Annotated in this window: 26 protein-coding genes; 9 read left to right on the top strand and 17 right to left on the bottom strand. The window is 56.3% G+C overall.

Features of this window, described 5'->3' with window-relative positions:
* Positions 1-80: 80 nt before the first annotated feature.
* Positions 81-980, bottom strand: a complete 900-nt coding sequence (locus D0C27_RS17920) for a hypothetical protein (RefSeq protein ID WP_137431412.1) — start codon at positions 978-980, stop codon at positions 81-83.
* Positions 981-1122: 142 nt separating this feature from the next.
* Here D0C27_RS17920 and D0C27_RS17925 point away from each other — a divergent pair, with 142 nt between their 5' ends.
* Positions 1123-2283, top strand: a complete 1161-nt coding sequence (locus tag D0C27_RS17925; protein ID WP_137431413.1) for a pyridoxal phosphate-dependent aminotransferase — start codon at positions 1123-1125, stop codon at positions 2281-2283.
* 96 nt (positions 2284-2379) lie between these two features.
* Here the strand turns inward: D0C27_RS17925 and D0C27_RS17930 are convergent, their stop codons facing one another.
* Positions 2380-3219 carry a lytic transglycosylase domain-containing protein gene (locus D0C27_RS17930; RefSeq protein ID WP_035271154.1) on the bottom strand — a complete coding sequence of 280 codons (840 nt, stop codon included), beginning with the start codon at positions 3217-3219 and terminating at the stop codon, positions 2380-2382.
* 96 nt (positions 3220-3315) lie between these two features.
* On the opposite strand from D0C27_RS17930, the gene D0C27_RS17935 reads away from it, so the two are divergent.
* Positions 3316-4860 carry a UbiD family decarboxylase gene (locus D0C27_RS17935; RefSeq protein ID WP_035271470.1) on the top strand — a complete coding sequence of 515 codons (1545 nt, stop codon included), beginning with the start codon at positions 3316-3318 and terminating at the stop codon, positions 4858-4860.
* Positions 4861-4985: 125 nt separating this feature from the next.
* Here D0C27_RS17935 and gloA read toward each other — a convergent pair whose 3' ends face one another.
* Both gloA and D0C27_RS17945 read right to left on the bottom strand, forming a co-directional pair.
* Positions 4986-5402 (bottom strand): lactoylglutathione lyase, encoded by a 417-nt coding sequence (gene gloA / locus D0C27_RS17940; RefSeq protein ID WP_137431414.1) that lies wholly within the window; start codon positions 5400-5402, stop codon positions 4986-4988.
* A 94-nt stretch (positions 5403-5496) separates the two neighbouring features.
* Positions 5497-6420, bottom strand: a complete 924-nt coding sequence (locus tag D0C27_RS17945; protein ID WP_230940579.1) for a LysR family transcriptional regulator — start codon at positions 6418-6420, stop codon at positions 5497-5499.
* A 306-nt stretch (positions 6421-6726) separates the two neighbouring features.
* Between D0C27_RS17945 and D0C27_RS17950 the strand changes: the two genes are divergently transcribed.
* Both D0C27_RS17950 and D0C27_RS17955 read left to right on the top strand, forming a co-directional pair.
* Positions 6727-8106: an MFS transporter gene (locus D0C27_RS17950; RefSeq protein ID WP_137431415.1), complete on the top strand. Its 1380-nt coding sequence runs from the start codon at positions 6727-6729 to the stop codon at positions 8104-8106.
* A 246-nt stretch (positions 8107-8352) separates the two neighbouring features.
* A complete protein-coding gene (locus D0C27_RS17955) occupies positions 8353-8787 on the top strand; it encodes a hypothetical protein (protein WP_035271159.1) in 435 nt (144 codons plus the stop codon).
* A gap of 58 nt (positions 8788-8845) precedes the next feature.
* Here the strand turns inward: D0C27_RS17955 and D0C27_RS17960 are convergent, their stop codons facing one another.
* The 13 genes from D0C27_RS17960 to dacB form a co-directional block, all read right to left on the bottom strand.
* Entirely contained in the window at positions 8846-10156 is a 1311-nt protein-coding gene (locus D0C27_RS17960) for an amidase (RefSeq protein WP_137431416.1), read from the bottom strand.
* The gene (locus D0C27_RS17965) at positions 10137-11303 is read right to left on the bottom strand and encodes a DUF1116 domain-containing protein (RefSeq protein ID WP_035271162.1); all 1167 of its coding nucleotides are present in this window, start codon (positions 11301-11303) and stop codon (positions 10137-10139) included. The genes D0C27_RS17960 and D0C27_RS17965 overlap by 20 nt, the downstream gene beginning before the upstream one ends.
* 9 nt (positions 11304-11312) lie before the next feature.
* Positions 11313-11927, bottom strand: a complete 615-nt coding sequence (locus tag D0C27_RS17970) for an NAD-dependent dehydratase (RefSeq protein WP_115634331.1) — start codon at positions 11925-11927, stop codon at positions 11313-11315.
* Between the two features lie 47 nt (positions 11928-11974).
* Positions 11975-12847, bottom strand: coding sequence for an NAD-dependent epimerase/dehydratase family protein (locus tag D0C27_RS17975; RefSeq protein WP_035271165.1), 873 nt, complete (start codon positions 12845-12847; stop codon positions 11975-11977).
* 20 nt (positions 12848-12867) lie between these two features.
* Positions 12868-13833 carry a PDR/VanB family oxidoreductase gene (locus tag D0C27_RS17980; RefSeq protein WP_088451094.1) on the bottom strand — a complete coding sequence of 322 codons (966 nt, stop codon included), beginning with the start codon at positions 13831-13833 and terminating at the stop codon, positions 12868-12870.
* A gap of 18 nt (positions 13834-13851) precedes the next feature.
* A complete protein-coding gene (locus D0C27_RS17985; RefSeq protein ID WP_137431417.1) occupies positions 13852-15075 on the bottom strand; it encodes an aromatic ring-hydroxylating oxygenase subunit alpha in 1224 nt (407 codons plus the stop codon).
* Between the two features lie 541 nt (positions 15076-15616).
* Complete coding sequence (locus tag D0C27_RS17990; RefSeq protein ID WP_137431418.1) at positions 15617-16495, bottom strand: LysR substrate-binding domain-containing protein; 879 nt, start codon at positions 16493-16495, stop codon at positions 15617-15619.
* Positions 16496-16653: 158 nt separating this feature from the next.
* Positions 16654-17043: a hypothetical protein gene (locus D0C27_RS17995; RefSeq protein ID WP_035271170.1), complete on the bottom strand. Its 390-nt coding sequence runs from the start codon at positions 17041-17043 to the stop codon at positions 16654-16656.
* On the bottom strand, positions 17040-17429 hold the full coding sequence (locus tag D0C27_RS18000) for a phage holin family protein (protein ID WP_009455164.1): 390 nt from the start codon (positions 17427-17429) through the stop codon (positions 17040-17042). Before D0C27_RS18000 ends, D0C27_RS17995 begins: the two co-directional genes overlap by 4 nt.
* Before the next feature lie 158 nt (positions 17430-17587).
* A complete protein-coding gene (locus tag D0C27_RS18005; protein WP_009455165.1) occupies positions 17588-17905 on the bottom strand; it encodes a DUF883 family protein in 318 nt (105 codons plus the stop codon).
* Positions 17906-18050: 145 nt separating this feature from the next.
* Entirely contained in the window at positions 18051-18773 is a 723-nt protein-coding gene (locus D0C27_RS18010; RefSeq protein ID WP_009455166.1) for a hypothetical protein, read from the bottom strand.
* A gap of 101 nt (positions 18774-18874) precedes the next feature.
* Positions 18875-19525, bottom strand: coding sequence for a uracil phosphoribosyltransferase (upp, locus tag D0C27_RS18015; protein WP_009455167.1), 651 nt, complete (start codon positions 19523-19525; stop codon positions 18875-18877).
* 70 nt (positions 19526-19595) lie between these two features.
* Positions 19596-21044, bottom strand: coding sequence for a D-alanyl-D-alanine carboxypeptidase/D-alanyl-D-alanine endopeptidase (gene dacB / locus D0C27_RS18020; protein WP_052159346.1), 1449 nt, complete (start codon positions 21042-21044; stop codon positions 19596-19598).
* 158 nt (positions 21045-21202) lie between these two features.
* Between dacB and queA the strand changes: the two genes are divergently transcribed.
* From queA to secF, 5 genes are all read left to right on the top strand, one after another.
* On the top strand, positions 21203-22267 hold the full coding sequence (gene queA, locus D0C27_RS18025) for a tRNA preQ1(34) S-adenosylmethionine ribosyltransferase-isomerase QueA (RefSeq protein ID WP_137431419.1): 1065 nt from the start codon (positions 21203-21205) through the stop codon (positions 22265-22267).
* Entirely contained in the window at positions 22264-23400 is a 1137-nt protein-coding gene (gene tgt / locus D0C27_RS18030; RefSeq protein ID WP_115634229.1) for a tRNA guanosine(34) transglycosylase Tgt, read from the top strand. Before queA ends, tgt begins: the two co-directional genes overlap by 4 nt.
* Positions 23401-23489: 89 nt before the next feature.
* Entirely contained in the window at positions 23490-23834 is a 345-nt protein-coding gene (gene yajC / locus D0C27_RS18035) for a preprotein translocase subunit YajC (RefSeq protein WP_003803689.1), read from the top strand.
* Between the two features lie 60 nt (positions 23835-23894).
* Positions 23895-25766, top strand: coding sequence for a protein translocase subunit SecD (secD, locus tag D0C27_RS18040; RefSeq protein WP_022983425.1), 1872 nt, complete (start codon positions 23895-23897; stop codon positions 25764-25766).
* A gap of 52 nt (positions 25767-25818) precedes the next feature.
* A complete protein-coding gene (gene secF, locus D0C27_RS18045; protein ID WP_009463846.1) occupies positions 25819-26757 on the top strand; it encodes a protein translocase subunit SecF in 939 nt (312 codons plus the stop codon).
* Positions 26758-26763: the final 6 nt, after the last annotated feature.

The raw sequence follows: 26763 nt of genomic DNA on the forward strand, positions 1-26763 counted from the left end.
TTGCCTGGCCCTCAAGGCCAAAGCAAGGACCATTCTAGCCCTTGAGTTACAACATGGGTCAAGCACAGGCCTGGACAAACTTACAGCGTCTGGCCCGGATAGGAAAATCGGTCCGCTGGATCAAACAGCGCTTTGATGCGGCTATCCACATCCTGAGCTTGCCAGGACTGCTCCTGATTCGGCCAGGACCAATCTTGCGGGTCCGAGCCGCTTAAAACGGCATCATCCAGCACCAGCCATTCCACCCAGGCCAAATCACCGCCGTGGCCCAGCATCAGATGAGCCAGATTAATGCCCTCGCCCTCAACCGGCTCCAGTGCATCCAGCCTATATCGGCAAGGCCATTGTTCCTGTCTCAAGGCCTGCGTTTCGGATTCGCCCATCAATTGGAACAGGGCCGGAATCAACTGCTGCATGCGCAGGCTATCAAGCGGGTTGCGGTTTTCCTGACCAAAGGGACCCAAGGCTGCCTGCGTGTTGTCAGCCAGAATGACCGAGCAATGCAACACGCCCGACAAGGCAGTGCGACCTGTGGGCCAATCATGCTGGCGTCGATCCGCCAGCCAGGCGGCCACGGTCATCCCGGCAGGCGCATTGGCCAGTCCTTGAAAACCTTTGGCTTCCATTTCACCCAGCAGACAGCCGGGCTGAACAAACCAGCGATTGGAGTTGGGCTCCAGACGGTCGCAGCGGGCCATCTGTCGGCCCGGTGCCAGAACAATCAAGGGACCATCGGTTTCACTGGCCTGCGGCACACCTTCCAGACACACCGTCACACCGTACTCGGCGGCCAGCGTCAACACCATATGGACATCCGCGCTGGAGGCAGGCTCCAGACGAGCCTGCTCGTGATCCGGTTTCGCACTGAGTTCTGACCACTCACCTTGAACCCGAGCTTTCAGACGTGAACAAAATGTCTGCCACGCTGTTTGGGGAGGACGACGCCCCATCAAAAATGCACGCCGCGACGAAGAAACCATAGACTTTTCCTGCAACAAACCTAAACTTGAGTCTCACTGGCCCGACGGTTTGTACCCCTACAGGGCACACGCACATGCCACAGCCACCTGACGCCCTTTTGAGCAAGGTCCTACAATACACTTTTTACCCGAGATTTGCCGTATGTCCCGCCTCGCCAGTCGTACCGAACATGTTCTTCCTTTTCATGCTGTTGAACTCTTCAAACAGGCTAATACCCTGAAGGCCACGGGCCGCGACATTATCAGCCTGGGCATAGGCGAACCGGACTTCACCGCCCCGCAAGCCGTGGTCGATGCGCTGCATCAGGCCAGTAATCAAGGCTTGAGTCAGTACACCGCCCCTGCCGGTCTGACGGCTTTACGTGAACGCATCGCCCTGTATTACGAGCAGCAGTTCCAGGCCCGTGTCGACCCTTCGCGTATTGTGGTCACGGCCGGCGCATCCGGTGCCCTGTCTCTGGCTACGCTGGCTCTGATCAATCCTGGTGACGAAGTGCTGATGCCCGATCCGTCCTACCCGGCCAACCAGAACTTCATCATGGCAGCCGGTGGTACGGCCCGCCTGATCCCGGCCTCGGCAGATGAACGCTTTCAACTAAGTGCCCAGCATATTCGCGAGCACTGGGGTCCCAAGACCCGCGGCGTTCTGATTGCGTCGCCAAACAATCCCACCGGCGCAACGATTTCCCGCCCTGCCCTGCAAGAACTGATCAAGGAAGTGCGCGCCCGTGATGGCTTCATCATCATGGACGAGATTTATCTGGGTCTGTTTTATGAAGAAGCACCGCTCAGCGCCCTGACCCTGGATCAGGACATTATTGTTATCAATAGCTTTTCCAAGTACTTCCACATGACGGGCTGGCGTCTGGGCTGGTTGATCCTGCCCACCTGGATGACAGAAGCCTGCGAGCGCATGGCCGCCAGTCTGGCAATTTGCGCTCCCTCCCTGGCCCAACATGCCGCCCTGGCCTGCTTCGAGCCTGAAACCATGGCGATTTATGAAGAGCGTCGGCTGGCCTTCAAACAGCGTCGTGATTATCTGCTGCCCGAGCTGGAGCGTCTGGGCCTGCGCGTACCCGTGCGCCCGGATGGCGCTTTCTATATTTATACGGATATTCGTGAGTACAGTCAGGACAGCGATGCCTTCTCGCAGCAACTGCTGCACGAGGCCGGAGTGGCCGCTGTGCCGGGCCGGGACTTTGGTACGGCCCACGCGCCTTACACCTTGCGCCTGTCCTACGCCACTGGCATGGACCGCTTGCAGGAAGCGATCAGTCGTCTGGGACAATTTCTGGGCCGCTAAGCCTAGGCATCCTTTCCGTCTGTCGGGCCGTGAAGCTCAACCCCATTAAGGTATTTCGGGCCGCAAGGCCCGATTTCTTTTTCTATTCAAACCAGCTTAGCGTGCCCGAACCGGAATGCCCGAGGCCAAAGCGATACGGCGGCGTTCAGCCAGCACCTTCGCACCGTAGCCGCCATCGCTAGGGCCAGTGGCTCCTACATAACAGGCCAGGCCGCCTTCAATAGACCCACGGCGACGGATACAGTCCGACAGAATCTGCGCACCCACCCGAATATTTGCCTCGGGGCTCAGCACGGCCAACGTCCCTTCCATATAAATATCGAACTTCTCTTTATGGACTTTGGTCATCACCTGCATCAGGCCCTGCGCACCTACATGACTTTCCGCATAGGGGTTGTAGCGTGACTCAATGGCGATCACCGCCAGAATCAGTTGCGGGTCCAGGTTCTTTTCCTTGCCCACAATAAAAGCGGTGTGGATCAAGGCCCCCGCCACCGAATAGGCAATCTTGTACTTGCGCGCCAAATAGCTGCGCAAGGCCTGCTGCTGAGCCGCCGTGACGCCCGCAATGGGCTGCCCGGTGACCGAAGCACGCAGGTTCTTCATAAAGCCCTGATAAGTAGAGACAGCTTGCTGCTGTTCTGTCTGGCTCAAGTCCTCGCCCTCTTCCGACAGGTTGGGCTGTGTCTTGTCCGCTGGCCAGACCGCCTGGCTGTACGCATCGTATTTCACCGCCTCGGGGCGCAGGGTTTGCACGAGACCGGTATAAAGCTGGTTAAACTGAGCGCGCATCGACGGCACAACCACACAGGCTGCAATCGTCACCAGTACGGCAATGCCCAGGTACATGGCACACACGTGCACAAACTCACCGATGCGATACGTCAGGGTGCGGGCCGAGCGACTAAGTACATAGTCCATATCTTGGAAGCCCATGGGATCATCCTTAGTATTGCTAACTGCCCGATGTTAACCTTAGAACCTGTTCAAGGTCTTAACCAAAAATATCTGCAAGCGGAGCCCCGTTCTTCTGTGAAATACCGTGACTTGAGAGACTTTATTGCCCAGCTGGAAGCCAAGGGCGATCTGAAGCGGATTACGCAGCCAGTTTCCACCTCGCTGGAAATGACTGAAATCAGTGACCGGGTACTGCGTGCCGGTGGGCCGGCGCTTTTGTTTGAAAATGCCCAGCATCAAGGCTCCAAAGCCGCCATGCCTGTCCTGGCCAATTTGTTCGGCACGCCGCAACGCGTCGCCTGGGGCATGGGTGCACAGGATGTGTCGGCATTACGCGACACTGGCGAGCTGCTGGCCAATCTGAAAGAGCCGCAAGCCCCCACCGGGATGCGTGATGCGCTGTCCAAAGTATCCATGCTCAAGTCCGCCCTGTGGGATATGAGCCCCAAGAATGTCCGCTCTCCCGCGTGTCAGGAAGTGGTGCTGGAAGGCAAGGATGTGGACCTGAACCAGATCCCCTTGCAACTGTGCTGGCCCGGCGACGTGGCCCCCTTGCTGACCTGGGGCTTGGTGATTACCAAAGGCCCCCACGCCAAGCGTCAGAACCTCGGTATCTACCGTCAACAGCTGATTGGCCGTAACAAGCTCATCATGCGCTGGTTGTCCCACCGTGGCGGTGCCTTGGACTTCCGCGATCATGCACTGACCAACCCCGGCAAGCCCTTCCCGATTGCCGTTGCCCTGGGCACCGACCCCGCCACCATTCTGGGTGCGGTCACCCCCGTGCCCGATAGTCTGTCCGAATACCAGTTTGCCGGTTTGCTGCGCGGCTCGCGCACCGAAGTGGCCAAAGCCCTGGGTAGCGACTTGTCCGTACCCGCCTGGGCCGAGATTGTCCTGGAAGGACATATCCTGCCCAGCAATCACCCGGATGCTCTGGCTCCCGAAGTCCCCGAAGGCATGAAGCCGCCCGCCGACAGCAGCTACGAAATGGCACTGGAAGGCCCTTACGGCGACCACACCGGCTACTACAACGAGCAGGACTGGTTCCCGGTCTTTACTGTCGAACGCATCACCATGCGCCGCAACCCGATTTACCACAGCACCTACACCGGCAAGCCGCCCGATGAGCCTGCCGTTCTGGGCGTTGCGCTGAACGAAGTCTTTGTGCCCCTGCTGCGCAAGCAATTGCCTGAAATTGTGGACTTCTACCTGCCTCCCGAAGGCTGCAGCTACCGCCTGGCCGTGGTGTCGATTCGCAAGCAATACGCAGGCCATGCCAAGCGCGTGATGTTTGGTGTCTGGAGCATCTTGCGCCAGTTCATGTACACCAAGTTCATCGTGGTGGTGGACGAGGATGTGAACACGCGCGACTGGAAAGAAGTGATCTGGGCCATGACCACCCGTATGGACCCGGTACGCGATACCGTGCTGGTGGAAAACACGCCTATCGACTATCTGGACTTTGCCTCGCCCGTTTCGGGACTGGGCGGCAAGATGGGCATGGATGCCACCAATAAATGGCCCGGAGAAACCCAGCGCGAATGGGGTACGCCTATCCAGATGGATGAGTCCACCAAGAAGAAAGTGGACGATATGTGGAGTTCGCTGGGGCTGTGAGCCAGAACGCGCCCTCATATGGCATGTTCCAAAAACAAACAAAGACCATCACCGCAACGGTGCATGGTCTTTGTTTTATTCTGCTCTTCAATGCGGGCCAGTCAACGCTACGCCCAAGGCCAGTATCAGGTCGGCAAGGCCAAAGGCTCCACCAGTTCAATCAGGTACTCATCCGGGTCAAACACAAAGGCGATCGTGCGTTTACCGTGATTCATCTGCTTGGGAGGTGTCTTGATCCTGACGCCCTGCTCTTCCAGATAACGCACCGCCTGATGCACGTCCTGGACTATCAAGGCCAGATGACCAAAGGCCCCGCCCTTTTCATACGGCTCTTTTTGATCCCAGTTCCAGGTCAGCTCCAGACTGGACTGTGTGCTCTGGTCAAAGCTGAGAAACACATTGGTAAAGCGGCCGGACTCATAGTCCGTGTGGCGCACCACATGCATGCCCAGAATATCGCGGTAGAACGCCAGGGACCGCTCCAGATCCAGGACACGCAACATGACATGATCAAGGCCAAACTGTATTTGGGAAGTGCTCATAGCAAGGGGCAGAGGGTTGAAAATTGCAATGTAGCAAAACCGCCCTCCTTGCATCATGACCGCTCATCAAGGGTCCATGAGAAATACTCAAGCCTTACGCACTGGCTGCCATCAGCTCCGACGAGATGGTCTGGATGAATAAAGGCACACAGGGGTTGGCATTGCTTTCCTGCCACATGATGTTGATGAAGGACTGCGGATGCTGGCCCGACAAGTCCAGATCAATCGCCACCAGATCACGGTGCACGTACTTGCGCAAGGACTGCGACAAAACGGCAATGCCGATATTGGCCGCCACCATGCTCATGATGCCGGTAATGGTGCTGGCTTCCTGTACGGAATTGGGATGAAAACCGGCATGTCGACACAGGGAATAGAAATAGCGCCGCCAGACCTGCCAATGCGTCTTGCTGCCCACCACAAAACGCTCATTGGCCAGTTCCACCAAGGGGATGGATTTTTCTTTTGCCAAAGGATGATCGCTCTGTAAAAGAACGATGGGATCATCACGGCATACCGGCTTCCACAGCACACCCAGTTCCTCGGGGTCATCAGAGAAAGCAAAGCCAAAGCCCAGGTCCAGACTGCCCTGCTGCAAGCCCTGTATTTGCTGTTGCGTGGGCATATATAACAAATCGGTTGTGATGTTCGAATACTGCTGCTTGAAGTGCTCCAGCGTTCTGGGCAGCACGTCCTGCACCGCATAGTCGTTATAGGCAATGATCAGGTGTCCGATATCGCCAAACTTGGCTTTCTGAGCCAGCTCGATACCGCGCTCCAGATGCACAAAAACCTGTTCGATTTCCTGCAGCAATAAAAAACCTGCCGCTGTGAGCTTGACCTGGCGGGTGCTGCGTTCAAACAGGTCCACCTGCAAATCATCTTCCAGCTTTTTGATGATGCGCGTCAGGCCCGGTTGCGTGATGTGCAGCAGCTCCGCCGCCTTCTTGAAATGCAACTGTTCGGCCACCGTTTTAAAGGCGCGCAGGTGATGCAAATCCAGGCGTGCGGGAATCATGGTTTTGCTCATATTTTAGATTGATAACATTGCGATCAATAATAGTGCGCGAATAGTGAATGGACAAGCAATTTGCAGAGGATTAGCTTATCTAGCACGCACTGGATGGCGCTTTGCAAGCATGCCAGGACCGGATGCCCAGCCCCACGGAAAGGAGGAACTCATCCTGTTGCAGCCGATGCTCTAGCCGAGCTTTCAACCAATACCAAGAAAAGATAGACACGTAGAAATAATAAAAAAACCAGCTACCCCCACAGGGTTTGATTTCAAAAAACAGATAGTCCCAATACTTGAGGAGACATAAGTATGCAAAGGGAAAGCACCGTGGCCGAATCGGAACATACCGATACGGGTCACATCAAGAAAGTAATGATGGGTTCAGCGGCCGGTACGATCGTTGAATGGTTTGACTTTGCCTTGTTCGGCTATATGGCCGTCTACATCGCACAAAACTTCTTCCCCTCGGAAGACAAGATGGCGGGCCTGCTGGCCACCTTTGCCGTATTTCTGGTGTCCTTTATTGTTCGCCCCCTGGGCGGCATCTACTTTGGCAGGCTGGGCGACCGCATTGGCCGCAAGAAGATTCTGGCCCTGACTGTCTTGCTGATGTCCGGGTCCACCGCCGCCATCGGTCTGATTCCAACCTATGAAAGCATTGGCATCTGGGCTCCGGTTCTGCTGATCATCATCCGCTGTATTCAGGGGCTGTCGGCCGGTGGCGAATATACGGGCGCCACCATCTACACCGTTGAACACAGCCCCATGAACAAACGCAACTCCTACGCCTGGGCCATGTCCGGTGCTACATACTTTGCGTTTGCACTGGCAGCCGGGATCAGCGCCGGTCTGGCCGCGATTGTCGGTACCGAGGCCATGGGCGATTGGGGCTGGCGCACCATCTTCCTGCTGGCCGTTCCCATGGGCATCGTGGCCTTCTTCATTCGGGATCATCTGGCCGAGTCGCCCGAGTTCCAGCAAATGCGTGCGGAGAAAAAAGGCCAGCTCAGCTACAGCGCGTCCCAGGTGTTCAAGGCAGAGGGTTCCAATATTGTGAAGCTGGGCGGCTTTATCGTGCTGTACGCCCTGTCCTTCTACATTTTCTCCACCTACATGAACACCTTCCTGCGCACGGTCATTGGCTTGTCCTCCGTCCAGTCCCTGACTGCGAACATGGTTGCCCTGCTGTTTGTCACCGCCCTGACCCCGCTTGCCGGTGTGATCTCGGACCGAGTGGGCCGCCGTCGCATGATGCAATTTGCCGCTGTCTGGCATGCGCTGTTCACCATTCCGGCCTATATGATCGTCAGCAAGGGAGCTTCGTTGGAGGCCGCCATTTTCGGCATGCTGATTATCGGTATTGGTCAGGTGGCAGCCAGCGTGGTGGCCGTCACCCTGCTCTCGGAGATGTTCCCGACCGACATGCGCTATACCGCTTCGAGCATGTGCTACAACATCACCTTCGCAATTTTTGGTGGCACCGCACCTTACCTGGCTATCTGGCTGACGGCGCAAACAGGCAGCTATCTGGCTCCCGCGTTTTACGTCACGGTGGTCGCGGTTCTGTGCTTTTTCTGGGTAACTGTGCTGATGCCCGAAACCGCCAACAAGCCTTTGCGCCGCTACCACACCGAACCGGCTCATGATGCCAAACCGGCCGTCAGCATGGGCAAGGCAAGCGCCAGTTAAGCCTTCTTTATTCCCGCTGGTTTTCCGCAATCAACAGCCCTGTTTTACAGGGCTGTTTTTTTATGGAAAAAGAGCATTGATTTACATTAAAAGCAATTCACATAAAGCTGATTCTGCCCATACAGAAACAGTATTCCCATACCGGCTTCTATAGAATAGCCTTCTATAGCCCGCGTCAAATATAGACTCACCTCCTGCCTTAAGCAGACTGAAGAATGCGCTTGCACTGCCCAAGGGATTTGCACCATGACCACCATCAGCCTTACCGACGTAACCGTAAGCAGCGACGCCGCCTCGCATGCCCAAGGGTGGCTGACGGTTCAATTCAGCAATGGCTACCGCATCCAGGCCTCCTGCCCCGAGAGTAATGACAACTGGGCTCAGGGAACCCGGCAGTTGTGCAAGCCAGGACATCACGACGGTCTGGCTCCCACGCAGGTGGACGAGCTGCTGATGCAAGCGGCTGACGATGGCAGCTATGTCGTCTTGCAGGCCACTTTACCCAAGACCTCCATTCCCATGACCTATGCCCGTCCCGCTGACGAGCACGTTTATATGGAGCTGTCCCATAAACAGCAAAGCGTTTTCAGCGCAGATTTTCTGGCCATTGCCGCGATTATTTTCGGGGCTTTGTATGGTTTGAAATGGCTCTTTGAAAAGTACCTGCTGCCCAAACTATAAAAACGCGGCCCAAAAAAAACGTCCTGTAAAAACAGGACGCTTAAAAGAAAAAAGAAAACTACACCGCAAGAACTGAGCTGCTGTTTAAAAAGCGCTGCTGCAACTGACGCGCCTGTAAAAGCAAAACATCATCCTGGTGCGGCTTTCCAATCAACTGCAAACCCATAGGCAACTTCTGGAAATACCCCAAAGGCAGGGACACCACCGGCAAACCCAGCAACTGCCAGGCACGACTCATGAAAGGTGCCCCTGTTCCTTCGGTTTTATAAGGCGCAACACCGGCTGCCGCAGGTGCCAGAATGAAATCCGCCCCACTATCTGCAAACCACTGCAGCATTGCCTGTTTGAGCGTGTCCGCTCTTTGCAAGGCAGCGATGTACTCCTTGTAGGGAAAAGCCAGACCCGTGCTCATCAAGGACTGCATATGGGCGCTCAAGGTTTCATGCTGCTGTTGCTCGTACACCAGATTCCGGGCCACTTCATAAGCCATGATCTGAGCATGCAAGGCCGTCAATTCAACAACGGCGTCCTGCAAGGGAAAATCCACCAGCGTATGCCCCTGTTCCGACAAATCCTGCTGGCACGCCTGCAAGGTCTCCAGCATCTTGCCCTGAACGTCACCCAATGCCTGCCCGGAGAAAACACCGAACACACAAGCCGCCTGCGCTCCCGGCGAGCTCAGACTCAAGGGCTTGTGCAGCAGAATATTGCGCAGCAAGAGCGTGTCGAGCACGTCATTACTGAGTATGCCCAGGGAGTCCAGAGACTGAGCCAGCGGCTGAATATTGCGCAAGGAAAACTCGTTCTTGCTACCTACATAGCCAATGCAGCCACAGTAGGACGCTGGCCGTATGACCGATGCCGCCGTCTGGGTCCCGAAGGCGACTGGCACCATGAAATCAGCCACGGCGGCAGCAGAGCCGCTGGAGGAGCCGCCGGGGGTGCGTTCGGCATCATGCGGGTTATTCGTCTTGCCAGCCTGAAAATAAGCGAACTCGGTCGTGACCGTCTTGCCCATCAAAATGCCGCCTGCCGCTTTCATCGCGGTAACGCAGGAGGCATCCATATCCGGAATCCGATCCTGATGAATAGCCGAGCCCATTGTGGTGGGAATACCGGCCGTATCAATGACGTCCTTGACCGCAAAGGGCAGACCCATCAAGGGCGAGGCCTTGTAAAAATCACTGCGGCTTTCGTACTCGGCCAGATAGTCGTCCTGATCAATCAGATACTGCCAGGCACCAATCTTGTCATCGCGTATGGCAATGCGCTCATAAAAGGAGGCCACGATCTCCGGCAGACTGGCTTCGCCCGTATGCAGAGCATGCAGCAATTGATGCAAAGGCAGCTTAAACCACTGTCGTTTCATGCTGCCACTCCTTGAGAGCTTGCAATAAAGAGGCATCCACCGTCGCCACCCCACCACCAACACGGCCACGTTCTCCGGCACCGTCAATCATGCCCAGCAGCACCAACGGCCCGGTATTGTTGGCAATCACTTGCCCAAAATCGCTAATACCATTGCGCCCAGCCAGAAAGGGCAAGCGGGTTTTCAGGAACTTGTTTTGACGCGTCAGGTAGTCCGAGGGTAGAAAGGCGTGCAGGTTCCTGGCACTCATTCCCGCCAGATCCAGACACTGGCCACCCAGCCCTACAAAATCCACGACAGCACTATCGCCCAGGGCACCCAGTGCTTTTGCCTGCTCATTACCGGGCTCTTTATTGCCAGCAATAACAGGAGCGTCCGTAACCAGCCAAGTTGTGGAGCTGGCCAATTGCAAACCAAAGCGCAAGCCATTACCGCCAACTTTAACGATGGCATCCGCGCCATCAGCAGGAGCCTGATTTGCCAGAATCAAGGCGCTGGCGGCCATCCAGTAATTCAAGGCCCAAGCCATCGCACCATATAGAAAGCTTTGGCTGGCGTCGTCATTAATGCCCCAGGAGACAATAATGTCGGCCAACTGCCGGGAGCCATGCATGGTACGAGCATGACCGTCATCACTATTCAACAAGGAGGCCTGAACGATGGGAGCCAGATCTACCGGTCCCTGAAACTGTGCAGCCAGCCGCGCACCCAAATCCTGATGCAGCCAACGCAGATGCGGCACCATTTCATCGGCAAAAATACCCAGGCGGGTACACCATTGCATGCCTTCATTCAGCACCGAGTACTTCTTGTTTTCGGGCTGATTACTGTCGCTGACCTCAATCAAATACATGGACGGCGTGACCACTCCGGCCAATGGCACCACCACGCCGTAATCCTGCGCGGGCGCCAGTTGCACGCCCCCTGCGTCCAGCAAGGCTTGCGCCTCTTGTTTGCTAGCTGCCCAGCCCTCATACAAAATGCCGATCAAAACCGAATTTCGGATTGCGGCAGGCAGCTCCTGTGCATCCCGAAACGGTGGCCCGGCATGCAGGACCAGACGGCCTTGCGAGGGCAAAATGGATTGCAGAGGCCGGACCCCTGTCCAGGCTGGCATCACGGCCTGCGTCTCTACATGCTGAGCCATATCGTCTCCTTACGCCACGCGCACCCAGGTTTCGCTGTTCGCCAGGCTGGCGGACTGCGCACGCGAGCCGTTAAAGTCCCGCTCTATGGTGTTGCCCGGCAAGGCCGTGCCATTGATCAGCACCCTGGCTTGCTGCGCCGGATGGAACACGCACATCATTTCGTGCTTCTGGGTTTGGGTCTGGCTTTGCGGCAGGTCCACACAAATCGCTGGCTGCGTCATGTGATGCCATTGCAATTCCACCGTCAGACCTGCACTGGCGGAGGTGACAGATTCGCTGACCAGATCAGGGAAACGGTTCACTGTCTGGAAAACGCCGTCACTCAAGACCTGCAACTTGTCCAGCGCCACCGCCTTGCGAAACAGGCCAAAATGGCGCACGAAGTCCCGTACCAGATACTCGGCCAAGGGCTTGTTATCCGTGATCAGCAAACGCGCGTCGCTGTCCTGCCCGTCTTCGTAAGGCTTGTCCAACACCAGGATGGCCTGGCCGCTGCCATACGCCGAGCTGGCGATGCGAAAGTACAGGGACAAGGACGACCAGTCCTGTTCAGGGTCGGTCTTCAAGTAAATAAAAGGGTTGTCACCCGTCCAATCCAAGGTGCCGGTTTTAATTCCCGTCATGCTCAAGTCTCCGTGTTCAATGTAGTCGTCATGGGAGCCTGGACGTTTCACGCCAGGTCTTTTTCCACCGCGTATTCCTGACGCAGTTGCTGGAAGTCCGTGCTTGGTTGCCAGCCCAGAATTTCCTTGGCCGCATGGCTGCTGAAAATGGAGGCACGAGGATTGTTCTGATACCAGCGTGGGTTCTTGATTTCAGGCACAGGGCCAATAATCTGCTGATACCAGTCTGTGGTTGCCAAGGGGTGGGAGCTATCGTCTGCGCTAATGAAAAACACGCCGTAGCGCAAACCTTGCAGATTCACGGCGGCCTCAAAAGCACGCGCCAGATCTGCAGCCCAGATGTAATAGAACAGCCAGTTACGCTGCGGGCTATCGACAAACTGGATGTACTCGGCAATGGTTTCCGGCAGCACCACGGCCAGCGGACGCAGGCAGATCACCTCCATATCGCTGGCATCGCTAAAGCTTTTTGCCATTTGCTCCATGACGATCTTGCTGACACTGTAGGCCTGATAAGGCTTGTTTTCATGGGCCTCGTCCACAGGCAGATACTGGGGTTTCCAATCGGCTCGCATCTCCGACAGACCGCAGGCTGAAATACTGGAACACAGCACCACTTTCTTGACGCCGTTTTCGCGACAGGCTTGCAGCACATGCCAGGTGCCACGCACATTAACGTTGATGTACTGCTCTTCAGCGGCCTTCCAGTCAAAATCAATTGCCGCCAGGTGAATCACGGCATCGGCATCTTTGGTGGCCGCACGCACGGCCTCCAGATCCATCACATCCGTTTGAATAAAAGAAACCTGATGCTGGCTGGGTTTCAGATCCGCCACGACCACATCCATGGTCTGCATCAATTGCTGTACAACGTACGAGCCCACACGGCCCGAGCCGCCTGTAACCACCACTTTTTTCATGGTGTTTCTCCTGTTTATTGTTATAGATCCAAAACCAGTTCGGCCGACAAGGCGCGCGAAACGCAGATCATCATGGTTTCATTCAGCTGCCGTTCTTCTGGCGACAGCACAAAATCTCGATGCTCCGGCAAGCCGGAAATGACCACGGTTTCGCAGGTGCCGCAGGTGCCGTTCTGGCATGAGCACTTGACCCGTATGCCCTCCCGTTTCAAGGCGGCCAGAATCGTTTCATCCCCCGCTACCGCGATGCTTTTGCCCGACTTCTGCAAGGTCACGGTAAAGCCCTTGCCTTGCAGCATGGCCGGGTCGGTCTCTACCGAGAAGCGTTCCAGCACCAGTTGCCAGCCAATATCGGCCTGTTCCTGTTGATAGTTTTCCAAGGCGGTCAGCAAAGGCTGCGGACCGCAGGAATAGACGACGGTCTGCGCATCCAGCGCTTGCAATGCACCTTGCAGATCAAACAGCCCGTCCTGATTGGAGGCATGCGTGGTGATACGCGCAGCATCCACTTGTTGCAGCTCTTGCAGAAAAATAAAATCCGCTGCGTTTCTTGCCAGATACAGCAAGTGCCAGTCCAGGCCGGCTGCCGCAGCGGCCTGGACCATGGGCACGATAGGCGTGATGCCTATGCCCCCGGCCACAAAAAAGCACTTCTTGTTTGCAGCAAAGGGAAAGTGATTTTTCGGCACGCTGACAGCCAGCGCATCACCTTCCTGCAACACCTCATGGATATACGCAGAGCCGCCCCGCCCGGCTTCTTCTTTCAGAACGGCAATTTGCCATTCACGGGTATTGGCCTGCTGGCCACACAAGGAATATTGACGGTAAAGCGGCTCGGTCTTTGACACCGCCAGCTCCAGCTCAATATGCGCACCCGGCTCCCAGACAGGGAACGCGTCCCCGTTTTGCAAACCCAGGGTCAGGCCTACGACTCGCTCTGACAGCCTGGTTTTCTTCAACACGCGTGTTTGCAAAGTTTGCTGCATGATGCTGCTCCTGCTCCCTTAGGCAATCGCTCGGATCGGCAATACCCGGCTTTGCTCGTCCACACGGCGCTCTTCGGCGCGGTACAGATCAATCAGCCAGTTTTGCAAACGCTTGATGACCAGCTCTTCATTGGTCAGACGGCCACGGGAAGCAAAGTTGGATTGCATGCCCTGATGCGAACGACGCCAGGCAAACAGGTCCTCGATCATCACGGGGTACAGATCATCGTGTTCCTGATCGAACTTCTCTTTGTGGTCCTCGCGCTCCAACGTTTCCTGCGGGTACATCCAGGACACGCCATAGGTGGACTGCTTGGCGCTTTTGGGCAGCCACATGAAGTACTTCACCTTGTCGGGCATGGCCACCAGCAAGAGGTTGGGCGCTACCGTCACGTAGGAAAGCTGAGTTCGCTCCTGGTCAGTCAAACCCTTCATGGGCGGCTGCAAGATGGAGCCGGTATGCGTGGGGGCTGCGTCTTTGTGGGTGGAGATCAGGTTGTAGGAAACAATGCCGTTGGCCACGTCATTGAAGACTGCGGTTTCGTCCACACGATCCGGATTGGTTTCATACATGCCGCCCCAGGAGGAGGCGTGCAAAAAGCTGCAGTGATAGCACTCGTCATTGAAGATCTTCCAGTTCCAGTCGAAACTTTCCATCTTCAACGGTTCCGAGGACTTCAGCTCGGACATGCGGTAGTTCGCCAACTGCTTGCCCAGATTACCCAAGCGGGTGTGCAAGGCAGGAGCCATGGCGTCGTAGTTGATGAAGATAAAGCCTTCCCAAACCTCGGCGCGGATCTTGGGCAGACAAACACTCTTGGGGTCAAAGCTGGCACCGGTATCGGTCAGACCTGGGGCGGAAACCAGCTCGCCCTCCATGTTGTAGACCCAGGCGTGCAAGGGGCAGCTGATGCGGCGTACATTGCCTGCACCTTCCAGCAACAACATATTGCGGTGACGACAGACATTGGACAGTACATTGATGCCACCTTCACGAGTGCGGATGGCAAACAGCGCATCATTGCCTACATCGAAGGTGAAGAAGTCACCGGCGTTGGGGATGTCAGTGGCGCGGCCCACACAGAACCACTGCTTTTTCCAGACGGCATTCAGCTCAAACTGGAAAAACTCTTCCGAGGTAAAGCACTCGGGGGGCAAGGCGAAAACCTCGTCGGTTTCCTGCTGAAAGTAGCTGCGGTCAAATTCTTCAATCGCAATGGGCGAGCGTAGAGCGGTATTCATCTCAGTATCTCCTCTGGTTTGCATAAGCACCATGAATGGCTTTTATTAGGTCAGGCCAATCATGCGACAGGGAGCGACACTTGAAAATTGAGCAAATTTGACGGAACGATGAGTTTTTTTTGTTGCTGAATATGGATAACGAGAAAGCGGTAGGTCGCAAGCACTGCAAAGTGTGGAAATTCGCAGCGTCATGAAACCCGATTCATGGCTGCGTGTCAGGTATTTGGCAAGCACGTATGAGCGGTGTGAAAACTATGCGGAGCTTGAGAAAGCCCCCAGTCACACGCGTCAGATCGGGGTTCCACACCCTGATCGCCGAGAAATGAGCGATGAGCGATGAGCGATGAGCGATGAGCGATGAGCGATGAGCGATGAGCGATGAGCGATGAGCATCCAGCCTGGTTCGGGAAGGCCGATACATAAAAAAACCTGCATATTTGCAGGTTTTTTTAAAGACGCAGGGACAGCGACAAGATCAGCAAAGAGCGGAGAAAGCCCGGTCACCGAGCACAACACATGGAAGCCATCAAGCAACTACCGCCTAGCGTATTGCAATCGACGCCACCCAATCCACAAACTCCTGCTCCTGTCGGCTAAGGTTTGCCTCCTTGGGGTAGGCCAGGAAATAGGCGTACTCTTCCAGGCACACATCGAACAGCTGGACGATTTCCTTCCTGTCGATCAAAGGCTTCAGCAAGGCCGGACAGCCCAGCATCACCCCTTGGCCATTCAAGACCGCATTCATGCGCACATTGGTGTCATCAATGTGAAAGCTCTTCTTGGCCGTCAGCTCCTGTCCTGCTGCCTTGCGTAACCACTGCTCCCAGCACAGCTGATTTTCTTCGTGAATCAGCACATGCTGGTTCAGATCCGCCGGGGAGGTGATCTGGCCATGCGCCTGCAAATAAGACGGTGCACACACTGGCGTCAAATTGCCGGGAATGATGCGCAAGGTCTGCAACTGCGGCCAGTCGCCCTGCTTGCCCCAGACAATTGCAAAATTGATGTTGTCCCTGAAAAAATCCGGTGCCTGCAACCTGTGCAGCAAGTTGATTTCAATATCCGGATGCTTCAGCCAGAAATCCCCCAGTTGCCCGGTAAACCACATGCTGGACACAAAGGGCCGCAAGGACAGATTGATGCGGCTCTTGCCGTGAGGCATGCGCAATTCACTCAAGGCCTGATTGATCTCGTAAAAAGGCCGTTGCAAACGGTCAAACAGAAACTGGCCCTGATCCGTCAGCTCCAGCGAACGGTTTTTACGCAAAAACAGCTTGCAGCCCAGATACTCCTCCAGCACCTTGATCTGGTGGCTGACTGCCGAGGGAGAGACCAGCAGGTCTTCTGCCGCCTTGGTGAAGTTCAACCTTTGCGCCGACACCGTAAAGGTTCTTAAGGCATTCAGTAATGGCACCTGCATGACGGGCTATGTCTCCTGATGTGGGTAGCTTTGTTCTGGAATTATTTATTATCGGAGCATAAGCCTTGCCGCCTTCAAAAACCAGTCGGGCAGAACGTGGAACTTCTGGCAGGCAAAAAAAAACCGGCCTGGGCCGGTTTTCAAACAGACAAGCAGACTTACTCGTCCACATCGGTTTTGCGTCGTACCGGAACCAGTACATTGCGTGCTTTCTCGCGTGCCGACTTGGAAGAATCAAACAGCTTCCAAGCTCCCAGAGCCAAAGCCCCGATACGCATCCAGCGCCCGCCAAAACTGCTCAGCACGGCAGAAGCACCGGACAACAGGAACGGATAACGGCGCGACAAGGACAGCGCGCTGGTGACCACACCGCCCATGCTCAAACCCGAAGGCTTGACGCTGTTCCACAAATTGCCGGGGCTTAAATCTTCGCCCAGGGAGTGGATCTGGGACGACATGGTCTGCCGCTCCAACGAGGCGCGGACTCGCAACAGTTCAATACGCACAGCCCGCTCCTGGGCGGACATGCTCTCTTGCTTCGTGCTCATTTGCCGTCTCCCTCGGAATCCCTCAAGCGCTCAATAAATGCGACATCGCGACGCAACTCGGACAAGGTGGCCGAAAAAGGAATCGGGCCTGTGGTCAGACGACGGCGTACGGCCAGGAAAAGACCCACTCCCAAACCGGCATACAGAACGACCAGCACTCCCAAAGCCCAGTAACGATAATCCGTAGGCCAGAAGTACAACGCCAGCAACAAGCTGAAAACCAGCACCGCCAGAGTGGAGAACAGCAGTGCGCCAAACACCATGCTGAAGATGGTGATCAGGCTTGCCTTTTGCTGACCGGCTTCCAGAGCGAACAGCTCCAGCCTGGTACTGACAGCCCCTATCAAGGTAGAACCAAGCTGACTGATAGTTTGCCTAAGCGCCATGATTTATCCCTGCTCTGCGACATCCTGCCATTGCATGCAATGACAAGAGCCTGATTTCTAAGAGGCTGCCGATCTGGACCGCAAAGTCCAGATCGGCAGGGCTGCTTTTTATGCTGCTGCAGCCCAGCAAAGGGCTCGCAGCGCAGAGCAAAGACAGATTAACGTCGGCTGATCAGCATACCGAACATCAGACCCACAATACCGGCCACGCCGATGGCTTGCCAGGGCTTGTCGTGGACATAGTTGTCGGTTGCCTTGGCGGCACGCACACTGTGCTCGACCACGGCTTCCTGAGCATCATGCAGGGAATCCCGGGTCACACGCAGAGAGCGCAGCGCTTTCTCACGCAGCTCACCGGCCTTGTCGCCCGTGGCTTCAGCGGCCTCACGCATCAGTTTTTCAGCTTCATCCAAGCTCGCTTTCACTTCTTCGATGAATTTGTCTCCGCTGTTTTCCACACTTTTCTTGGTAGCCATAAATAACTCCTTGCAGTTGAAAGGGACACGCGACAAATACGTATCGCCAAGTGAATGGCGCCATAGCAGCGCCGCACAAAATTCTTTAACCCGCTGTTTTCAGGATAAAGATACTCGGTGTACCTGAGACCAGTCAGTCGCAGGTTTACTTCAGTTGCGTCACATCCACCGTGGACGGGACACCGTTCTGAATACTTTCTTGCTTCATCACCATCTGCACATCCGGGCAATACCAATCCGTAACTTGGGAGTTGATGCCCGGTATGGGCAGACTGATGCCACTGAAACTGGCCTGGGTAGGCTCGATCTCGCGTTGATAACGAATAGGCCAACATTGGTAATTGCCCAATGCAGTCTGTACCGATTGTTGAGCTCCAACCGTCTTGGCACCGGTATGAATGCGCAAGACATTGGCGTTGGACTGGGAGCGCTTGTCCAGATTGATCTGGAAATCCTGGCGCGGGAAGGTCTGCCCTTCCTGCAGCCCACCGTGTTCGTAGGAAAACAGGCCCAGCAGGCGCAGGTCAAACGAACCTTGAACGGCTTCCAGACCACCACGGCCATCATCGCGCTGGAAACGGGTGCGGCCATCGCGCACCGTCATCACGTAGTCAATATTGGGCTTGCTGGCCGGCAAACCGGCCAGAGCTACACTGGCCTTGCCCTGTACACGCGCCTGGCACTGATCACCGCCCTGCTTTTTCACGTCAGAAAAAGCCAGATCAGCGCCCAAGGCCAGAAAGCCCGAGCCAGTCAGTTGTATCTGCCCACCGTCACGCATGAAAGGCACGTCACACAAACCAGCCTGAGCCGAGCTCAGGCCCAACATGACCAACAGCGGTGCAGCCATCCAAGCATTCAGTTTCATGTACATCCTGATTCAGTGAAACTTAGATTCGACTCTTTATTATGCCTATCCCCTCTGGCGTACTGGCAAGGGATTGTAAAAAAGCACGACAAGTTCTGGACTTAGAGTTCGCCGTCCTGAACCTTCTGGCGAGTACCAAAAATACGGTCGCCCGCATCACCCAGCCCCGGCACGATATAACCATGCTCGTCCAGATGCTGATCAATGGACGCGGTATAGATATGGACATCAGGGTGATGTTTTTCAAGAGTGGCAATGCCTTCCGGAGCCGCCACCAACACCAAAGCGCGAATATTCTTGCAGCCTGCTTTTTTCAGCAGATCAATCGTGGCGACCATGGAACCACCTGTTGCCAGCATGGGGTCGATAATCAGGGCCAAACGCTGATCCAGCTCGCCGACCAGACGCTCCAGATAGGTCTGGGCTTCAAAGGTTTCTTCGTTGCGAGCAATACCGATCACGCTGACTTTGGCGCCAGGAATCAAGCTCAACACCCCGTCCAGCATGCCAATACCAGCGCGCAAGATGGGCACAACTGTCACTTTCTTGCCAGCCAGCTTTTCCACTTCCACATTGCCACACCAACCCTCAATGGTGGTGGGTTCCAGAGGCAGATCCTTGCACGCCTCGTAGGTCAGCAAAGAGGCGATTTCCTGGGACATTTCGCGGAAATTTTTCGTGCTCAGATCTGCCTTGCGCATCAAGCCCAGCTTATGGCGGATCAAAGGGTGGCGTATTTCGTGTATGGGCATGATTGCTTCATCAAATTAGGGACTAACTAAAAACAGGGCTGCAGCACAGCAGCCCGCACTATCGAGATCGTCAACGTACTGCCAGCCACTTCACCACCGCATCAAAAAAGGGTCGGGCAGAGGCAGAACGTTCGTCATTGACCATCATGACGACAATATACCGCTTTCCGCTGGCTCCCAGCACGTAACCGGCCAAGGCACGGCTATCGCGCAGCGTGCCGGTTTTCAAGTGGGCACGGCCCTGGACCTCGTCATCGCGCAAGCGCGAACGCACCGTGCCGTCCACACCGGAGATCGCAAAGGACGAAATGTACTCGGGCATCCAGTTCGAGCGCCAGGCGACTTTCAGCATGTCAGCCATGCCGCCCGCCGTGACGCGGGCATTGCGTGAAAGGCCCGAGCCGTTGTCCACGGTCCAGCCTGCGGTATTGACCCCCTGGCGACCGAGCACGTTCATGACGGCGCGCTCGCCGGTGGCCACCGTGGCACCGGGACCATTCATTTCTGCGCCCACGGTCAGCAAGATGGTACGGGCCATCACATTGTTGCTTTGCTTATTAATAAGACGGATCAGGTCAGACAGGGACTGCGAGTCATGCCAGGTAATCGCCTGCGCACGAGCCGGCACACGGCCTGCCTTGATGTCGCGGGCCAGGGTGCCGCCCAGATCGCGCCACAGGCTGCGGAACAGCTTGTCGAAAAACTCGGTTTGGGAATGAACCAGACGGTAAACGCTGAACTCGCCGCAAGAAGCGGCGGCCTTGCCACTGACACGGACCACCATGCCACCGGCTTCAGGCTGAATCTGGGTACCAACAACAGGCGAACCAGGGCAGGTCGCCGTCGACCACTCGACTTCACCCTGTACGCGCACTCCGGGCAAAGGCGGGTCAATAATCGCAATCCATTTGCGCGCCTGTGTATCTGGCTGGAACACCAGCCGGGAAGCGCCTAGCCCCACCATCATGGCATCCGGGCTGGCGTTATAGGGACGGTCACCCGCATTATCGAAGTCACCCGGATTGATGGTGACGTTGCCGAAGATGGAACGATCCACAATAACTTCGGTCAGATTCTTCACCCCACGCAAGCGGAGCTCGCGCAACATGTCCCATAACTGCGGCACGGTCAAAAACGGATCGCCCCCCGCCTTGATGTACAAAGGCCCTTTCAAGGTGCCTTGTTCGTCCACCTGCAGGCCATCCTGGGCCATTAACGTCGTACGCCAGGTATATTCTGGCCCCAGAGCGGACAAACCGGCCCAGGTACTGACCAGTTTCATTACCGAGGCGGGGTTACGGGGCTCCTGGGGATTGACGCCGATCAGGCGCGGACCGTCCGCCTCGTCTACCACGATGGACAGAGACGATTGCGGCAAGCGGCTGGCGTTCCATACCGAAGCCAGCTCGGGCGGCAAGGCCTGGGCCAGGGCTAGTGATGCGCCTTGCACCATGAGCAAGGTGGCCAGAGCCACGTGCTTGCAACGACTCAAAACAGGCTTTGCCTTTAAAACGCCCATGCCCTCGTCTCCAACAGATCAATTCAGGAAAGACCCAAGCATACCGAAAGAAAAACACCACGGATATGGCCGTTTCAGCAATCTGGCGGCAAAGCGTTAAAATAGTCGGTTACCCCATCAGGCCCGGCCTTCTGGCCAGTGGCCCTTTACGACAAACCATGAGCATCGACCCCTCTTTAACTATCGCCCAGTTCGACTACGAGCTTCCCCCTGATCTGATCGCTCAAAGCCCGCCGGCCCAGCGCCAGGGCAGCCGTCTGCTGCATCTGGACGGTGCCAGCCAATTGCATGACCGCCAGTTCACCGACCTGCCCAGCCTACTGCGCAAGGGTGACCTGCTGGTCTTTAACGATACGCGCGTCATCAAGGCCCGCCTGCATGGCCAGAAAAGCAGCGGCGGCAAGGTGGAAGTGCTGATCGAGCGCGTAACCGGCCCCGATACGGCTCTGGCCCATATCCGCGCCAGCAAGTCCCCCAAACCTGGCACTTTGCTGGAACTGGCCGACGGCAAGGTACTGGCCGATTGCACCGGGCGGGAAGACGCCCTGTTTGCGCTGCGCTTTCACGAACCTGTGCTGGACATGCTGGAGCAATACGGCGCCACGCCTTTGCCACCCTACATTACCCACGCAGCGGACGAGGAAGACGACTCGCGCTACCAGACTGTTTACGCCCGTCACCCCGGTGCCGTGGCCGCCCCGACGGCTGGCCTGCACTTTACCGACGACATGCTGAACACCTTGCGCGAGCAGGGCGTGGACCAGGCCTTTGTGACCTTGCACGTGGGTGCAGGCACGTTTCAGCCTGTGCGTGTGGACAATATCAGCGAACACGTCATGCACGCCGAGCGTTACCATGTGCCCGCCGCCACCCTGGCCAAGATCGAAGCCACCCGCGCTGCCGGTGGCCGCGTCATTGCCGTGGGCACCACCAGTGTGCGTTCGCTGGAGTCTGCCGCCAGCAAAGAGCCCGGCATGAACCAGCGCTGCGCCGATGGCAGCATTGAAGGCGACACGCGCCTGTTCATTACCCCCGGCTTCCAGTACCAGTGGGTGGATGCACTGATCACCAATTTTCATTTGCCCCAGTCCACCTTGCTGATGCTGGTATCGGCCCTGGCGGGGATCGACCCCATACAACGTGCCTACCAGCACGCCGTCCAATCCCGGTATCGCTTCTTTAGTTACGGCGATGCTATGTTCATTGAGCCTCCTACCCCATGAGTGGACTGAAGTTTGACCTCTTAAGCACCGATGGCGCCGCTCGCCGTGGCCAGATCACCCTGAACCACGGTGTGGTGCAAACCCCCATTTTCATGCCGGTAGGCACCTATGGCAGCGTCAAGGCCATGATGCCGCACGAGCTGAACGAGATTGGCTCGCAGATCATATTGGGCAACACCTTTCACCTGTGGCTGCGTCCGGGCACGGATGTCATGGACAAGTACCAGGGCCTGCATAATTTCATGCAATGGGACAAGCCCATCCTGACGGACTCGGGCGGTTTTCAGGTATTCAGCCTGAAAGGCATGCGCAAGATTACCGAGGAAGGGGTGAAGTTTGCCTCCCCCATCACTGGCGAGCGCCTGTTTCTGACGCCTGAAGTGTCGATGCAAATCCAGTACTCCCTGAACTCCGATATTTCCATGGTGTTCGATGAATGCACGCCCTACTTGATTGACGACCGTCCCGCCACGCATATCGAAGCGGCTAAATCCATGCGCATGTCCTTGCGCTGGGCTCGCCGTTCACGCGAGGAATTCAAGCGTCTGAATAACCCCAATGCCCTGTTTGGCATTGTGCAAGGCGGCATGTACGAGGACCTGCGCGACGAATCCCTGGCTGGTCTGACCGAAATCGGCTTTGAAGGCTATGCCATTGGCGGCCTGTCCGTAGGCGAGCCCAAAGAAGACATGATGCGCATTCTGGCGCACACCACTCCAAAACTGCCCACGCATGCCCCCCGCTATCTAATGGGTGTGGGTACACCGGAAGATCTGGTCGAAGGGGTCAGCCAGGGCGTGGACATGTTTGACTGCGTCATGCCCACCCGCAATGCGCGAAATGGCTGGCTGTTTACCCGTTACGGCGACATCAAGATACGCAATGCCCGATACCGCGACGATACCCGCCCGCTGGATCCCAGCTGCACCTGCCATACCTGCAAGCATTTCTCGCGTGGCTACTTGCATCATTTGCAGCGTTCCAATGAAATTACCGGCTCGCGTTTGAATACCTTGCACAATCTGCATTTCTATTTGCAGATCATGCAAGAGATGCGCGATGCTATCGAGCAAAAGCGTTTCGCGGCCTGGCGGGAGCAGTTCCACCAGGATCGGGCGCGCGGTATTGAATGACACGCTGTTTGTGATACCGCAATAAAGTGCCGCTACAATACACCGTTAGTTTTTGACAACCCACACAAAATAATCCTCAGGAGCCCCACATGTCCGCTGTTGACATTCTGACTCTCATCCCCGCCCAGGCAGCTGCCGGCGGCGAAAATGCCTTGATGGGCATGCTGCCCATCATCTTGATGTTCGTTGTGCTGTACTTCTTGATGATTCGTCCTCAAATGAAGCGTCAGAAAGAGCACCGCAACCTGGTCTCCAACCTGGCCAAAGGCGACGAAGTAATCACCTCCGGCGGTCTGCTGGGCAAAGTCAGCAAAGTTCACGACAACTACCTGACCGTTGAAGTGGCCAACCTGACCGACAAGCCTGTTGAAGTTCTGGTCCAACGCGTGGCCGTTACGACTGTTCTGCCCAAAGGCACGATCAAGTCGCTGTAATGCCTCCGACCCCGGACCTCGGTCCGGGGTTGCCATTTCTGCACCCGTCGTAGATATCCCATGAATCGTTATCCTCTCTGGAAATATGTCATCGTCTTGGTCGCGCTGGCGATCGGCCTGATCTATACCTTGCCCAATCTGTTTGGTGAGTCTCCTGCTGTCCAGGTTTCCAGCGCCAAATCCACGGTCCGGCTTGAAACCAACCTGATCAGTCACGTTGAAGAGCTGCTCAAGAAAAACAATATTCCTACGACGGGCTCGTATTTTGAACAAAACGGACCTAGCGCCACTGCGCGTTTCCGTTTTGAGTCCACCGATGTTCAGCTCAAGGCCAAAGACCTGATCGAGCGCGAACTGAACAAGGACTCCACAGCTACCGCCCCCGACTACACCGTCGCGCTGAACCTGGTGTCTGCGTCGCCTGCCTGGCTGACCGCACTGGGTGCCCACCCCATGCACCTGGGCCTGGACTTGCGCGGTGGCGTGCACTTCCTGCTGCAAGTGGATATGCAAGGCGCGCTTCAAGCCCGCTACGACTCCATGGTGGCTGATGCCCGCAGCGTGCTGCGCGAAGCCAAAGTGCCTGTTGGCGGCATCGAGCGTGATGGTCACTCGCTGCGCATGAGCTTTGCCTCGGCAGACGATCGCGACCGCGCTCAATCGGAAATGCGTCGCGCCATGCCTGATCTGGCTTTCACCCCTGCCGGTGACAGCGGTCTGACAGCCCGTTTGACCGAAGCCGCTACCATTCAGGTGCAATCGAACGCCCTCAAGCAAAACATCACCACCTTGCATAACCGAATCAATGAGCTGGGCGTAGCCGAGCCTGTGATTCAACAGCAAGGGTCCGATCGCATCGTGGTTCAACTGCCCGGCGTGCAGGATGTAGCCAAAGCCAAGGAAATTCTGGGTCGTACGGCCACACTGGAACTGCGCATGGTGGAAGACTCGCCTGCTGCCGTTGCGGCCTTGAACTCGGGCACCGTGCCCTTTGGTCTGGAGCGTTACACCGAGCGTGGTGGTGCCCCCCTGCTGCTGCGTCGCCAGGTCATCCTGACAGGTGAAAACCTGCAGGACGCCCAGCCCGGTCGTGATTCGCAAACCCAGCAACCCACCGTCAACCTGACGCTGGACAATAAGGGCTCGCGCATTTTCCGCGACATTACCCGCAACAACATCAACAAGCGCATGGCGATTGTGCTGTTTGAAAATGGCGTGGGTGAAGTGGTGACGGCTCCGGTTATCCGTAGCGAAATTCCTAACGGCCAGGTACAGATCAGCGGCAGCATGAATGCCCAGGAAGCCGCCGATATTTCCCTGCTGCTGCGTGCCGGTTCGCTGGCCGCCCCCATGAGCATCATTGAAGAGCGCACCATTGGCCCTAGCCTGGGTGCCGACAATATTCGCCAAGGCTTTAACGCCACGCTGTACGGCTTTATTGCGATCGCCATCTTCATCATGCTGTACTACCACCTGATTGGTCTGTTCTCCACCATTGGCCTGACCTTCAACGTGCTCTTGCTGCTGGCTGTCTTGTCCATGCTGCAAGCCACCCTGACCTTGCCGGGTATTGCTGCCATCGCCCTGACCCTGGGTATGGCCATTGACGCCAACGTGCTGATCAACGAGCGTATCCGCGAGGAGCTACGCAATGGTGCCTCGCCGCAACAAGCCATTCACCTGGGTTTTGATCGTGCCTGGGCCACTATTTTCGACTCCAACCTGACCAGTCTGATTGTGGGTGTCGCTTTGCTGGCCTTCGGTTCCGGTCCTATCCGTGGTTTTGCGGTCGTACACGTGATCGGTATTCTGACCTCCATGTTCTCTTCGGTGGTTGGGGTTCGTGCCCTGGTCAACCTCTGGTATGGCAACCGTCGTCGCCTGCAGGGTATTTCCATTGGTCAGGTCTGGAAACCACAGGACAAGAAGTAAAGTGCCGGGGCCGGTGCAAACCGGCCAGGCCCAACTACAGGCATAAAGCATCATGGAATTTTTTCGTATTCACCGCACTATCCCGTTCATGCGCCATGCGTTGGTGCTGAACCTGATCAGTTTTCTGACATTTATTGCAGCGGTCGTCTTCATTATTGTGCGCGGCTTTCACCTGTCCATCGAATTTACCGGTGGTACGGTCATGGAAGTGCACTATCAGCAAACCGTGCAGGTCGAAGATGTGCGCGGCTCGATTCAGTCGCTGGGCTATACCGATTTCCAGGTACAGAACTTCGGCACGTCGCAGGACATCATGATCCGCTTGCCCGTTCTGGACGGACAAGACTCTACCCAGCAAAGCGAGCAAGTACTCCAGGCCTTGAAGCAGCAGCACTCGGACGTGGAGCTGCGCCGTGTGGAGTTCGTCGGCCCACAGGTGGGGCAAGAACTGCTGCATAACGGTTTGATGGCCCTGGCCTTTGTGGTCGCCGGTATCTTGCTGTACCTGGGCTTCCGCTTTGAGTGGAAGCTGGCGCTGGCTTGTGCGATTGCCAACTTGCACGACGTGGTCATCATTCTGGGCTTTTTCGCGTTCTTCCAATGGGAGTTCTCGCTGTCGGTGCTGGCCGGTGTCCTGGCGGTGCTGGGTTACTCCGTGAACGAATCCGTTGTGGTGATGGACCGTATCCGTGAAAACTTCCGCAAGCAGCGCAAGATGTCGGTTTCGGACATTATTGATCTGTCCATCACCCAGAACATCTCGCGTACCATCATCACCCACGGTTCTACCCAGATGATGGTGCTGTCGATTTTCTTCTTCGGTGGCCCAACGCTGCACAACTTCTCGCTGGCGCTGACCATCGGTATCTGGTTCGGTATTTACTCCTCCGTGTTCGTGGCCGCCGCCATTTCCATGTGGCTGGGCGTGAAACGTGAGGATCTGGTCAAGCCGATCAAGAAAGACGAAGGCGGCGAGGTTGTAGAAGGCTAAGTTGCT

The sequence above is a fragment of the Alcaligenes faecalis genome, assembly GCF_005311025.1.
Classification (GTDB): domain Bacteria; phylum Pseudomonadota; class Gammaproteobacteria; order Burkholderiales; family Burkholderiaceae_B; genus Alcaligenes; species Alcaligenes phenolicus.